Genomic DNA, 12896 nt, shown 5'->3' with positions numbered 1-12896 from the left:
TGCTTCCGGCTGGAATCCGGCTATATAGCGCGCCATCTCACACGGAAACATGGCTCTCAAAGGCCGTCCGGTGGCAACCGGGCCAGTCAGGCTCGTTTGCTCACACGTTTCCGGAGGAACCAACCGGAGAACTATTACTATGGCGCTACCCGATTTTTCCATGCGTCAGCTCTTGGAAGCTGGCGTCCACTTTGGCCACCAATCGCACCGCTGGAATCCGAAGATGGCGGATTACATTTTCGGTGCCCGCAACAACATCCACATCATCGATCTCGCCCAGACCGTGCCGATGCTGCATCGCGCGCTGCAGGCGGTTTCCGACACGGTTGCCAAGGGCGGCCGCATCCTGTTCGTCGGCACCAAGCGCCAGGCGCAGGACGGCGTTGCCGAGGCGGCCAAGCGCTCGGCGCAGTATTTCGTCAATTCGCGCTGGCTCGGCGGCACGCTGACCAACTGGAAGACGATTTCAGGATCGATCAAGCGCCTGCGTCACCTCGATGAGGTGCTGTCGTCGGGCGAGGCCAACTCCTACACCAAGAAGGAGCGGCTGACGCTGCAGCGCGAGCGCGACAAGCTCGACCGCTCGCTCGGCGGTATCAAGGACATGGGCGGTCTTCCCGACATGATCTTCGTGATCGACACCAACAAGGAAGACATCGCGATCCAGGAAGCGCAGCGGCTCAACATTCCCGTTGCCGCGATCGTCGACACCAACTCCGACCCGAAGGGCATCACCTTCGTGGTGCCGGGCAATGACGATGCCGGCCGCGCCATTTCGCTGTATTGCGACCTGATTGCCCGCGCCGCCATCGACGGCATTTCGCGCGCGCAGGGCGACTCCGGCATCGATATCGGCGCCGCCGTTCAGCCGGTCCGCGAGGAAGTTCCGGCAGCGCCCCAGCCGACCGGCTTCCAGGGACTGGCCGGTCCGCGCGGCACTGCCGACAACCTCAAGAAGCTCACCGGCGTGTCGGGTACGATCGAGAAGAAGCTCAACGACCTCGGCATCTTCCATTACTGGCAGCTTGCCGAACTCGACCACGACACCGCGCACAAGATCGGTGAAGAGGTTGGTCTTCCGAGCCGCGCCGATGCCTGGGTCGCCCAGGCCAAGACGCTGACCGCGGAAGCGGAATAATTGGTTCGCCGCGTGGCCGGGTCTTCCGGCCACCGGTCCTGCTCCCCAGATACGGCATTCCCTGTAGCTGACGACGGCACGGCGCAAAGCGCGCGCCGCGCCCGCAGCTCACAGGCAAGAGGGATATTCGACGATGGCAACGATCACTGCGGCAATGGTCAAGGAACTGCGCGAGTCGACTGGCGCGGGCATGATGGACTGCAAGGCAGCGCTCACCGAAACTTCGGGTGACATGCAGGGCGCCCAGGATTGGCTGCGCAAGAAGGGCCTCTCGAAGGCCGCCAAGAAGGCCGGCCGCGTCGCGGCGGAAGGCCTGATCGGTGCGGTGACGTCGGGCACCAAGGGCGTCGTGGTCGAAGTCAATTCCGAGACCGATTTCGTCGCCCGCAACGGGCAGTTCCAGGGCCTCGTCAAGATGATCGCGCAGGTCGCGCTCGACGTCGGCGCCGACGTCGAGAAGATCAAGGCGGCGAAGGTCGGTAGCGTCACCGTCGAAACCGCGATTTCGGACGCGATCGCCACCATCGGCGAGAACATGACGCTGCGCCGTGCTGCCTCGCTCGAGGTCGGCAAGGGCGTGGTGTCGAGCTACATCCATGGCGCCGTGATCGATGGCGCCGGCAAGATGGGCGTGCTGGTCGCGCTTGAATCCACCGGCAAGTCCGATGAACTCGCGCATCTCGGCCGGCAGCTTGCGATGCATGTGGCTGCGACCAATCCGCAGGCGCTGGATCCGTCCGGCCTCGACCCCGAGATCGTGAAGCGCGAAAAGGACGTGCTGGCCGACAAGTATCGCCAGCAGGGCAAGCCGGAAAACGTGATCGAGAAGATCGTCGAGTCCGGCCTGAAGACCTATTACAAGGAAGTCTGCCTGTTGGAGCAGGCGTTCATCCACGACGAAAAGGGCAAGTCGGTCGCGCAAGCTCTGAAGGAAGCCGAAGGCAAGATCGGCGCGCCGGTGAAGATTGCCGGATTTGTGCGCTATGCCCTCGGCGAGGGAATCGAAAAGCAGGAATCCGATTTCGCAGCCGAAGTCGCGGCGGCCAGCGGCAAGAAGTAACCGCTGCGGTCACAGTCTTCCGGCGCAAATGCGCCGGAAGTCGCCTGCGCGGGAGAGGGAAGCGTAAGCCATGGCTGAGCCGGTCTATCGTCGCGTCGTGATCAAGCTCTCGGGCGAGTATCTCGCAGGTAGCCATTTCTTCGGCATCGACCAGCCAACCGTTGACCGCATCGCCGACGACCTGATCGCGGCCCACAAGCTCGGCGTCGAGGTGGCCGTCGTGATCGGCGGCGGCAACATCGTTCGCGGCGTGGAAGTGTCCTCGCGCGGCGTTTCGCGCCCGACCGGTGACACCATGGGCATGCTAGCCACCGTGATGAACTGCCTGGCGCTGGAGGCTGCCATCGAGCGCAAGGGGGCGCCGGCGCGGACCCTGTCGGCGTTCGTAATGCCTGAGATTTCCGAGGTCTTCACCCGCGGTGCAGCGCACAAATACCTCGCCGAGGGGCGTATCGTGCTGCTGGGTGGCGGAACCGGCAATCCGTTCTTCACCACCGATACCACGGCAGTGCTGCGGGCGGCCGAAATCGGCGCTCAGGCGGTGCTCAAGGCCACCAATGTCGACGGCGTTTACAGCGCCGACCCCAAAAAGGACCCGTCCGCCAAGCGTTTTGATCGGCTGACGCATTCGCAGGCGATCGCCGGCGACTACAAGGTGATGGACGCGACTGCATTCGCGCTTGCCCGCGAGACGTCACTGCCTATCATCGTATTCTCGATCGCCGAGCCGGGTTCGATCGGCGCGATCCTGCGCGGCACCGGCCACGGCACGGTGGTTGCCGGCTGATATGCCGGTTGCAGTTTCGAACCGCGGCTTGAAGACGCCTGCGGCTGGTTTCCAAGGAGGGGAGAGCGTTATGCCCACGCCCGGTTTTGACATCAACGAATTGAAGCGCCGCATGCAAGGCGCCACCCATGCGCTCAAGCATGAGCTCGGTGGCTTGCGAACCGGCCGCGCGGCAGCGTCCATGCTGGAGCCGGTACAGGTTGAGGCCTACGGCTCGCACATGCCGCTCAACCAGCTCGCCACCGTCAGCGTGCCCGAGCCGCGGCTGCTTTCCGTCCAGGTGTGGGACAAGTCGATGGTGAAAGCCGTGGAGAAGGCGATCGTCGATTCCAATCTCGGCCTCTCACCCGCGACCGAAGGGCAGGTGCTGCGCCTGCGGATTCCCGAGCTTAACGAGGAACGGCGCAAGGAACTGGTGAAGGTCGCGCATAAATACGCCGAGGCGGCCAAGGTTGCCGTTCGCCACGTCCGTCGCGACGGCCTGGATATCGTCAAGAAGCTCGAGAAGAATCACGAGATATCCGAAGACGATCAGGAGCGCTTGGCCCATGACGTGCAGAAGGCGACCGATAGTACAATTGCGGAAATCGATCAGTTGCTGGCGGCGAAGGAAAAGGAAATCCTCACCGTTTGATGACAAGGTTCACGAGTTGAGACTGGCCCTGGAATTCAGATAATGCCGAACGCCGCCGCCCCCGCCACGGAAGGACCGGATCGCTCCGTCCCGTTGCATGTGGCGATCATCATGGACGGAAATGGGCGCTGGGCGGCAGCGCGCGGCTTGCCGCGCGCCGAAGGCCACCGCCGCGGCGTCGAGGCGCTGCGCCGCGTCGTTCGCGCCGCCCATGAACTCGGCGTGCTCTATCTGACGATCTTTTCGTTCAGCTCCGAAAACTGGTCGCGGCCGGCGACCGAAATCGGCGATCTGTTTGGATTGCTCCGCCGCTTTATCCGCAACGATCTGGCGACGCTGCACCGCGACGGCGTGCGCGTGCGCGTAATCGGTGAACGAGAGGGGCTGGAGCCCGATATCTGCACGCTCTTGAACGAGGCCGAGGAACTGACGAGAGGTAACACCAAGCTCAATCTCGTAGTCGCGTTCAACTACGGATCGCGCCAGGAAATTGCCGGCGCTGCCCAACGGCTGGCGCGTGAAGTCGCGGAGGGCAAGCGCGATCCCGCCTCGATCGATGCCGATACGCTCGGCCGCTATCTCGATGCACCTGACATTCCCGATCCCGACCTGATCATCCGCACCAGCGGCGAACAGCGGCTGTCGAACTTCCTGATGTGGCAGGCGGCCTATAGCGAACTTGTATTCGTGCCGATCCACTGGCCCGATTTCGACAAGGCCGCGCTCGAAAGCGCCATCGCCGAATATGCCAGACGGGAACGCCGCTTCGGCGGTCTGGTTGCGAAAACCGGATCGTGACCGACCCCGAGCCCGCGCCGGCGGCAGCAAGCGCGCCCGATTCGCGCAATCTCGTGATGCGTATCGCCGCCGCCGCAGTGCTGATTCCGCTTGCGGTCGCCATCGCCTATGCGGGCGGCTGGCTGTGGGCCGCGCTGGTGACGCTGGCGGCCGTCGGCCTGTTCGTCGAATGGCTCGCGATCGTGGGCCTCGCCGGGGCAACGCGTGTGATCGTCCCGGGCGTGGCCGCGCTTGCGCTCGGCGGAGTTTGCTTTGCGATCGGCCGGCTCGATGCCGCCCTGATCGTACTCGGCATCGGCTTTGTCGCGGTGGTGTCGATCGCGCCGGAGCGGCGAAACTGGGCAGCGGCCGGATTTCTGTACGCGGCCGCGGCCGAAATTGCCTCGGTCCTGGTGCGTCTGGATTCCGTAAAGGGTTTTGCCGCCCTGATGTTCGTGCTGCTGATTGTGTGGGTGACCGATAGTGGCGGCTATTTCGCGGGCCGCGGTATTGGCGGACCAAAACTGTGGCCGCGCGTCAGCCCGAAAAAGACCTGGGCCGGCGCCGTCGGCGGATTTGCCGCCAGTCTGGCCGTGGCAGGCGGATTTGCCGCCTTTGGTCTCGGCAAAGTGGGGCCGCTGCTGGCGCTTTCGGCGGCCCTTTCGGTGGTTTCGCAGCTCGGCGACCTCTTCGAATCCGCCGTGAAGCGCCGTTTTGGCGTAAAGGACTCAAGTCACATCATCCCCGGCCATGGCGGACTAATGGATCGTCTGGATGGGTTTGTCGCAGCCGTTGTCGTGGCGGCACTTTTCGGCTTTCTGCGGGACGGCGCCGATGGCGTCGGTCGCGGTCTTATGGTTTGGTGAAACGATGAGCGCAGTTCCATTGCGTAACAACAAGGCCGCTTGGTCGGATGCGCGCACCGTCACGGTATTGGGCGCCACCGGTTCCATCGGCGACAGCACCATGGATCTGCTGCGCGGCGCGCGCGACCGCTACCAGGTCGAGGCGCTGACCGCGAATTCCAACGTCGAAGCGCTGGCCAGGCTCGCGAAGGAATTCGGCGTACGATTCGCTGCGATCGCCGACGCCACGCGCCTTGGCGAACTGAAGGATGCGCTGGCAGGCACGAATATCGAATGCGGCGCCGGCGAAAGCGCGATCATCGAGGCCGCCGCGCGTCCCGCCGACTGGGTGATGGCGGCGGTGAGCGGCGCGGCTGGGCTGAAGCCTGCGCTTGCTGCGGTCGACCGCGGCGCCGCCGTCGCATTGGCGAACAAGGAATGCCTGGTGTGTGCCGGCGATTTCTTCATGCAGCGCGCGGCGAAGGCCGGCGCATGCATCCTCCCGGCAGATTCCGAACACAACGCGCTGTTTCAGGCGCTCTCTTCCGGCAATCGCGAGGAATTGGTGCGCGTGATCATCACCGCATCCGGTGGCCCGTTCCGCACCTGGGCGCCGGCCGACATCGAGCAGGCGACGCTTGAGCAGGCCTTGAAGCATCCGAACTGGAGCATGGGTCAGAAGATCACCATTGATTCGGCCTCGATGATGAACAAGGGCCTCGAAGTCATCGAAGCCTCCTATCTGTTCGCGCTCTCGGCCGACGAGATCGACGTCCTCGTGCATCCGCAGTCGATCATCCACGGCATGGTCGAATTCTCCGATCGCTCTGTGGTTGCGCAGCTCGGCGCGCCCGACATGCGCATCCCGATCGCGCACTGCCTTGGATGGCCCGATCGAATCGTTGGCCCGTCGGCCAGGCTGGACCTCGCAAAAATCGGCCAGCTCACGTTCGAGGCGCCGGACTTCGAGCGGTTCCCGGGCTTGCGGCTGGCCTACGAGGCGTTACGTACAGGGCGTGGCGCGACCACGGTATTCAACGCCGCCAATGAGGTGGCGGTGGCGGCGTTCATCGCCGGAAAGATCAAATTCGGGTCGATCGCGCGCCTCGTCGAAGCCACCATCAACGATTGGATTCGTGCCGGGAACCTTGCGCCTTTGAACTCGGCGGACGACGCGATCTCCGTTGACCATAACGCGCGAAATCGAGCCGCCTCCCTATTGCCTCAAATTGCCTTAAAGGCATCCTAGAGGGTTGGGGACGGAGCCATCGGCTCTTGTCGAGGGGAACCTGATGTCAGAGTTTTTTCTAAGCAGTTTCAGTACGTTGGGCCACGGGCTCATCGGCTACATCATTCCCTTTTTGTTCGTTCTGACCATCGTCGTGTTCTTCCATGAACTCGGCCACTTCCTGGTCGCCCGCTGGGCGGGCGTGAAGGTGTTGACGTTCTCGCTCGGGTTCGGGCCGGAACTTGCCGGCTTCAACGACCGTCACGGCACGCGCTGGAAGATTTCCGCGATCCCGCTCGGCGGTTACGTGAAGTTCTTCGGCGACGAATCGGAAGCCTCGACGCCCGCATCGGCCGAATCGCTCGCCCGCATGAGCGAGGAAGAGCGCGCCGGCAGTTTCCATCACAAGAAAGTCGGCGCGCGCGCAGCCATCGTGGCCGCCGGTCCGATCGCGAATTTCATTCTGGCGATCGTCATTTTCACCTGTCTCTTCACTTTCTTCGGCAAGCCGAGCACGACGGCACGCGTCGACAAGATCGAAGCCAGCAGCGCCGCCGAGCGGGCGGGCTTTCAGGTCGGCGACGTCGTCACCGCCATCGACGGCAAAAAGATCGGCAGCTTCTCCGACATGCAGCGCTTCGTGAGCGTTCGCGCCGGCGAAACCATGACCTTCACCGTCAAGCGGGGTGATTCCACGCTTGAATTGAAGGGCACGCCGGAACTGCGCGAAGTGAAGGATCCGTTCGGAAATGCCCAAAGGCTCGGAATTCTCGGCATCACCCGTGCGACCTCGCCGGGCGAGGTGACCACCGAGAAGGTCGATCCGGCGACCGCATTCTGGCTCGGAATCAAGGAAACCTGGTTCGTCATCGAGCAGACGCTCGCCTATATCGGTAACATCTTTACCGGCCGGGCGAGCGCGGACCAGATCGGCGGGCCGATTCGGATCGCGCAGATTTCGGGGCAGGTGGCTACCTTGGGAATCATTCCGCTGCTGCATCTGGCGGCGGTGCTGTCCATTTCGATCGGGCTATTGAATTTGTTCCCGGTGCCCTTGCTCGATGGCGGTCACCTTATGTTCTACACGGCCGAGGTGCTCCGCGGGCGTCCATTGTCGGAAAAATCCCAGGAATACGGGTTCCGAGTCGGGCTGGTTCTGGTCCTGATGCTGATGGTGTTCGCCTTCTATAACGACTTCCATCAGGTGCCGTGGCTGAGGGGGCTGTTCGGGAGGTCGTAGAAGCGGCTTTTTTATGACGTTGCCCTTTGGCAACGTCTTGGAATGAAATTGGAATCGCATCGCGATGTCTGGTTTGCCCCCCTGTCGAAATTGGCTACAAGCAATGCAACTTTGGGATTCTGCCGGTTCGTAGGGGTACGAGCCGGCAGTGCAATGACGAGGGCGCGTTGCGCATGATGTTGGGAATGCGAGTGCGGGGGGGTCTGCTGGCCGCTCTGATCATGGTGGCCGCGCCGATGGGGGGCGTGTTGGTGTCTGTGCCGGCTGCGGCCCAGACCGCGGCGTCGATCGTCGTTGAAGGGAACCGGCGTGTCGAGGTCGAGACCATCCGCTCCTATTTCAAGCCAGGCCCCGGCGGCCGCCTCGGGCAGGCCCAGATCGACGATGGCCTGAAAGCGCTGATCGAGACCGGCCTGTTCCAGGACGTGCGAATCAACCAGGTCGGCGGTCGGCTGGTCGTGACGGTCGTCGAAAACGCCGTGATCGGGCGCATCGCCTTCGAAGGCAACAAGAAGGTCAAGGACGAACAGCTTTCGGCTGAAATCCAGTCCAAGCCGCGCGGTACTTTCTCGCGTCCGATGGTTCAGTCGGACGCCCAGCGCATCGCCGAAATCTACCGGCGCTCCGGCCGCTATGACGTGCGCGTCACTCCGGAAATCATCGAGCAGCCGAACAACCGCGTCGATCTGATCTTCACGATCACCGAAGGCGGCAAGACCGGCGTCAAGTCGATCGAATTCATCGGCAACGTCGCCTATTCGTCCTATCGCCTCAAGGACGTCATCAAGACGCGCGAATCGAACCTTCTGAGCTTCCTCGGCGGCGCCGACGTCTATGATCCCGACCGGGTCGAGGCGGACCGCGATCTGATTCGCCGCTTCTACCTCAAGAACGGTTACGCCGACGTGCAGGTGGTCGCCGCACTGACCGAGTATGACCCCGAGAAGAAGGGCTTCCTCGTCACCTTCAAGATCGATGAGGGGCAGCAATATCGCGTTGCCTCCGTCGATTTCCAGACCTCCATCCCGACCCTCGATGCCGCCTCGATGCGCAGCTTCTCGCGCGTCAGCGTCGGCTCGGTTTACAATGCCGAGGCGCTGGAGAAATCCGTCGAGGAAATGCAGATCGAGGCTTCACGGCGCGGCTACGCCTTCGCCGTGGTGCGTCCGCGCGGCGATCGCAATTTCGAGCAGCACACCGTTTCGATCGTGTTCGCCGTCGACGAAGGCCCGCGAACCTATATCGAGCGCATCAACGTCCGCGGTAACACCCGTACCCGCGACTACGTGATCCGCCGCGAGTTCGACCTGTCCGAAGGCGACGCCTACAACCGTGCCCTGGTCGATCGCGCCGAGCGCCGGCTGAAGAACCTCGACTTCTTCAAGAGCGTGAAGATCCTGACCGAGCCCGGCTCGTCGACCGATCGCGTGATCCTGATCGTCGATCTCGAAGAAAAATCGACCGGCGACTTCTCGGTGTCGGGCGGCTATTCGACCACGGACGGCGCACTGGCCGAAGTCAGCATCTCCGAGCGCAACTTCCTCGGCCGCGGCCTGTATGCGAAGGCTGCTGTGACCTACGGTCAGTACGCGCGCGGCGGTTCGCTGTCGTTCGTCGACCCCTATTTGTTCGACTATCGCGTCGCGCTTGGCCTCGACCTGTTCTATCGTGAACAGCTCGCCAACAGCTACATCGCGTACGGCACCAAGACATTGGGCTTCAGCCCGCGGCTCGGCTTCACCTTGCGCGAAGATCTCGCGCTTCAGTTGCGCTACTCGATCTATCAGCAGGAAATCTCGCTGCCGAGCACGCTCGCCAACTGTAACAACAACCCGGCGAACTCGTTGCTCGCCTTCAATCCAAGCCCGGCCTTTGCGGCGAGTCAGACTCCCCCCATCGACCTGACATCCACAAACGGTCTCGGATGTTACTTCGACGGCGAAGCTTCGCTGCCGATCCGCAGGGAACTGCAGAGCGGCAAGGCGCTGACCTCGTCGGTCGGCTATTCGCTGAACTACAACACGCTGGACAACAACAAGAACCCGACCGACGGCTTGCTGATCGACTGGAAGCAGGACTTCGCCGGCGTCGGCGGCGACGTGAAGTACATCAAGTCGGCGATCGACGCGAAGTACTACACCCCGCTGGTCGCCGATATCGTCGGCCTGATCCATCTCCAGGGCGGCATTCTCAACCAGTTCGGCGGCAGCGAACTGCGCATGCTCGATCACTTCCAGATGGGTCCGAACCTGGTGCGCGGTTTTGCGCCGAACGGTATCGGTCCGCGCGATTTGAATCCGTTCGGTACACGTGATGCGCTCGGCGGCACCAAGTACTGGGGCGCTTCGTTCGAATTGCAGATGCCGTTCTGGTTCCTGCCGAAGGAAGTCGGGCTCAAGGGCTCGGTCTATGCCGACGCCGGTGGACTGTTCGACTACAAGGGACCGACGTCGTGGGCGGCAACGGGCGAGGTCAACCTGCCTGGTTGCATCCCGCCGACGCAGGCGACGGCGACCACTCCGGCCAGTGCCGGAACTTGTACGGGATTGCAGTTCGACAACGGCAATGTGGTTCGCACCTCGGTGGGTGTCGGCCTGATCTGGGCCTCGCCCTTCGGTCCGCTCCGCTTCGACTATGCGGTTCCGCTTACGAAGGGCCAGTTTGACCGCGTGCAGGAATTCAAGTTTGGCGGTGGCACATCGTTCTAAGGTGTCTTGAAGCGAAATGGACTAAGGTCCACGTGACGAGAACACCAAGGAATAGGAGGAGGGTTCGGCTTCGCGTCTTCGACGCCGGCTCTCTGGTGTGAATAGCGGCCGGACTGCGACGGGTGAAATGGCGCAGCCGATATTCTTCAAGCAACCTCCTTCCTCAACGCTGGCCGAGCTGGCCGCGTTGACAGGAGCGGTATTGGTCGACCCTGCGCGGGACGGTGACGTGATTAGGGGCCTCGCTTCGCTCGACGAAGCCGGTCCGATGCATCTGGCGTTCTTCGACAATCTCAAATACGCCGATCAGCTCAAGGCGACCAAAGCCGGCGCTTGCCTGGTCAGCCCGCGTTTCGAGGCCCAGGTGCCCGCCCATGTGGCGGTGCTGCGGGCGGCCCAGCCGTTCCGCGCCTTCGTGAAGCTGGCGCGCGAGTGGCACGCCGATGCGCTCCGCCCACAATCCTGGTTCGACAATGACGGCATCGCGCCATCGGCGATCATCGACCCGTCCGCCCATCTCGAGGACGGCGTCATCGTCGATCCGCTCGCGGTGATCGGCCCACGGGTCGAGATCGGCACTGGCACCGTAATCGGTGCCGGCGCGGTAATCGGCGCCGACGTCAAAATCGGCCGCGACTGCAATGTAGGTGCGCGCACCGCGATCCAGTTCGCCCTGATCGGCAACAACGTGCTGATCCACCCCGCCTGCAGCATCGGCCAGGACGGTTATGGCTTCATTTTCTTCGGCCCCGAGGGCCATCTGAAGGTGCCCCAGACCGGCCGCGTCCTGATCCAGAACGATGTCGAAATCGGCGCCGGCACCTGCATCGACCGCGGCAGCCTGCGGGATACCGTGATCGGCGAGGGCACCAAAATCGACAATCAGGTCCAGATCGGCCACAATGTGACCATCGGCAGGCACTGCCTGCTCGCGGCCCAGATCGGGCTCGCGGGCAGCCTGACGATCGGTGACAACGTCGCGCTGGGCGCCAAGGTGGGCATCAACAACCACCTCAAGATCGGCGATGGCGCGCAGGTGACGGCGATGAGCGCGGTCAAGGACGATATCCCACCCAATGGCCGCTGGGGCGGACATTTTGCCAAACCGACCAAGCAGTGGTTCAGGGAGATTGTTGCAGTGGAGCGGCTGGTGCAGGGTGGCACCGTCGATCCGAAAGGCGAGGGGCGCGAGTGATGGAGGAGGCACCGGTCAGGTTTGAGCTCGTGGATATCAACGAGATCCTCAAGACGCTCCCGCACCGTTATCCAATGCTGCTGATCGATCGGGTGATCAAGATCCGGACCGATTACAGCGGCATCGGCATCAAGAACGTTACCTTCAACGAGCCGCCGTTTCTCGGCCATTTCCCCGAACGTCCGGTCTATCCCGGCGTGATGATGATCGAAGCCATGGCGCAGACCGCCGGCGTGATCGGCATCAAGTCGGTCGAAGGCACCGAGAAGCCACGCGCGGTTTATTTCCTCACCATCGACAAGTGCAAATTCCGCAAGCCGGTGATGCCCGGCGACACCATCGAGTACCACATGCGCTCGATCGGCCGCCGCAAGGCGATGTGGTGGTTTCACGGCGACGCCAAGGTAAATGGTGCCGTGGTCGCGGAAGCCGACGTCGGCGCGATGCTGACGGATTGAGCCGGATTGAATTTACCCGTCACACAACTGACGTCTTCCTGATGTCTTTGTTCAATCCTTGGTAGTGGGACCCGTTTTCGAGGTCGTTTGACGAAATTTGCGGATTAGACCTGGCTTGGGTCCACGTTTTTTTAACGGAGGCGTCCTTGAACAAGTTTGCGTCCATCATTTCGTGTTTGGTCATTTTTCTGCTGATGCCGCCGCAAGGTTACGCGGCAGACCTCAATGGTCTTGTCGCCTCTCTCAAGGGTGGCGGCTACGTCATCGTGTTTCGACACGGCGCCACTGACGATAGCCAGAAGGACATTTACCCCTTCAAATTCGACGATATGAGTGCACAGCGCCAACTGAGCGAGAAGGGCCGCACGCTTGCGCGCGAACTTGGGGCTGCGCTCGCGAAACTTGGCATACCAATCGGCGAAGTCTACACGAGCCAGCTAAACCGCGCGGTCGAGACCGGCAAGCTGCTCAGCGGTAAGGACGTCTCTCCCGTCGACGCCCTGACCGACAGCGGCGCCGGCAGTGCGTCGGCGATGGCGAACCCCGACGGCAAGAACGCCAAAATTGGACGCGCCGTCCGCGATCTCGTCAATGCGCCTCTGAAAGCCGGCGTCAATAATGTGGTCGTGACACACAAGACCAACGTCGCCGATGCCTTCGGAAAGGAATTTGGCGATATCCGCGAAGGCGAGGCGCTCGTCTACAAGACCGGTGGCTCAGGCCCGGCCGTCCTGGTCACGCGCGTGCAACCTGGCGAATGGATTGCTCAGACCGGCAGCTAGAGCCGTTTTCGGTTCTGATTGAATCAGAACCGGGCTTTAGATTT

At 62.6% G+C, this 12896-nt stretch carries 12 protein-coding genes; all 12 read left to right on the top strand.

Features of this window, described 5'->3' with window-relative positions:
- The first annotated feature begins 139 nt into the window (after positions 1–139).
- The 12 genes from V1290_RS03005 to V1290_RS02950 all read left to right on the top strand — a co-directional run bounded on the left by V1290_RS03005 (position 140) and on the right by V1290_RS02950 (position 12852).
- A complete protein-coding gene (locus tag V1290_RS03005) occupies positions 140–1138 on the top strand; it encodes a 30S ribosomal protein S2 (protein WP_057843031.1) in 999 nt (332 codons plus the stop codon).
- Positions 1139–1271: 133 nt separating this feature from the next.
- Positions 1272–2198: a translation elongation factor Ts gene (gene tsf, locus V1290_RS03000; protein WP_334362940.1), complete on the top strand. Its 927-nt coding sequence runs from the start codon at positions 1272–1274 to the stop codon at positions 2196–2198.
- 70 nt (positions 2199–2268) lie between these two features.
- Positions 2269–2985: a UMP kinase gene (gene pyrH / locus V1290_RS02995; protein WP_028345831.1), complete on the top strand. Its 717-nt coding sequence runs from the start codon at positions 2269–2271 to the stop codon at positions 2983–2985.
- A gap of 70 nt (positions 2986–3055) precedes the next feature.
- Positions 3056–3619 carry a ribosome recycling factor gene (gene frr / locus V1290_RS02990; RefSeq protein ID WP_028345832.1) on the top strand — a complete coding sequence of 188 codons (564 nt, stop codon included), beginning with the start codon at positions 3056–3058 and terminating at the stop codon, positions 3617–3619.
- A gap of 42 nt (positions 3620–3661) precedes the next feature.
- Entirely contained in the window at positions 3662–4417 is a 756-nt protein-coding gene (locus tag V1290_RS02985; protein WP_334362939.1) for an isoprenyl transferase, read from the top strand.
- Positions 4418–4473: 56 nt separating this feature from the next.
- Positions 4474–5262, top strand: coding sequence for a phosphatidate cytidylyltransferase (locus tag V1290_RS02980; RefSeq protein ID WP_442895043.1), 789 nt, complete (start codon positions 4474–4476; stop codon positions 5260–5262).
- A gap of 4 nt (positions 5263–5266) precedes the next feature.
- Entirely contained in the window at positions 5267–6490 is a 1224-nt protein-coding gene (gene dxr / locus V1290_RS02975; protein ID WP_334362935.1) for a 1-deoxy-D-xylulose-5-phosphate reductoisomerase, read from the top strand.
- Positions 6491–6533: 43 nt separating this feature from the next.
- Positions 6534–7709 carry an RIP metalloprotease RseP gene (gene rseP, locus V1290_RS02970; RefSeq protein WP_334362933.1) on the top strand — a complete coding sequence of 392 codons (1176 nt, stop codon included), beginning with the start codon at positions 6534–6536 and terminating at the stop codon, positions 7707–7709.
- 173 nt (positions 7710–7882) lie between these two features.
- Positions 7883–10417, top strand: coding sequence for an outer membrane protein assembly factor BamA (gene bamA, locus V1290_RS02965; protein ID WP_334368915.1), 2535 nt, complete (start codon positions 7883–7885; stop codon positions 10415–10417).
- Positions 10418–10544: 127 nt separating this feature from the next.
- Positions 10545–11612, top strand: coding sequence for a UDP-3-O-(3-hydroxymyristoyl)glucosamine N-acyltransferase (lpxD, locus tag V1290_RS02960; RefSeq protein ID WP_334362932.1), 1068 nt, complete (start codon positions 10545–10547; stop codon positions 11610–11612).
- Positions 11612–12070 carry a 3-hydroxyacyl-ACP dehydratase FabZ gene (gene fabZ / locus V1290_RS02955; RefSeq protein WP_028345839.1) on the top strand — a complete coding sequence of 153 codons (459 nt, stop codon included), beginning with the start codon at positions 11612–11614 and terminating at the stop codon, positions 12068–12070. The genes lpxD and fabZ overlap by 1 nt, the downstream gene beginning before the upstream one ends.
- A gap of 146 nt (positions 12071–12216) precedes the next feature.
- Positions 12217–12852, top strand: a complete 636-nt coding sequence (locus V1290_RS02950; RefSeq protein ID WP_334362931.1) for a histidine phosphatase family protein — start codon at positions 12217–12219, stop codon at positions 12850–12852.
- Positions 12853–12896 lie beyond the last annotated feature (44 nt).

It is taken from the genome of Bradyrhizobium sp. AZCC 1578, from assembly GCF_036924675.1.
Classification (GTDB): domain Bacteria; phylum Pseudomonadota; class Alphaproteobacteria; order Rhizobiales; family Xanthobacteraceae; genus Bradyrhizobium.
This window is presented reverse-complemented; position numbering and strand designations above follow the sequence as displayed.

Bases quoted from the DNA above. Each gene is read 5' to 3' on its own strand.
- lpxD (WP_334362932.1), top strand. From the start codon at position 10,545: ATGGCGCAGCCGATATTCTTCAAGCAACCTCCTTCCTCAACGCTGGCC.
- dxr (WP_334362935.1), top strand. From the start codon at position 5,267: ATGAGCGCAGTTCCATTGCGTAACAACAAGGCCGCTTGGTCGGATGCG.
- V1290_RS02980 (WP_442895043.1), top strand. From the start codon at position 4,474: ATGCGTATCGCCGCCGCCGCAGTGCTGATTCCGCTTGCGGTCGCCATC.
- pyrH (WP_028345831.1), top strand. From the start codon at position 2,269: ATGGCTGAGCCGGTCTATCGTCGCGTCGTGATCAAGCTCTCGGGCGAG.
- frr (WP_028345832.1), top strand. From the start codon at position 3,056: ATGCCCACGCCCGGTTTTGACATCAACGAATTGAAGCGCCGCATGCAA.
- fabZ (WP_028345839.1), top strand. From the start codon at position 11,612: ATGGAGGAGGCACCGGTCAGGTTTGAGCTCGTGGATATCAACGAGATC.
- V1290_RS03005 (WP_057843031.1), top strand. From the start codon at position 140: ATGGCGCTACCCGATTTTTCCATGCGTCAGCTCTTGGAAGCTGGCGTC.
- V1290_RS02985 (WP_334362939.1), top strand. From the start codon at position 3,662: ATGCCGAACGCCGCCGCCCCCGCCACGGAAGGACCGGATCGCTCCGTC.
- bamA (WP_334368915.1), top strand. From the start codon at position 7,883: ATGATGTTGGGAATGCGAGTGCGGGGGGGTCTGCTGGCCGCTCTGATC.
- tsf (WP_334362940.1), top strand. From the start codon at position 1,272: ATGGCAACGATCACTGCGGCAATGGTCAAGGAACTGCGCGAGTCGACT.
- rseP (WP_334362933.1), top strand. From the start codon at position 6,534: ATGTCAGAGTTTTTTCTAAGCAGTTTCAGTACGTTGGGCCACGGGCTC.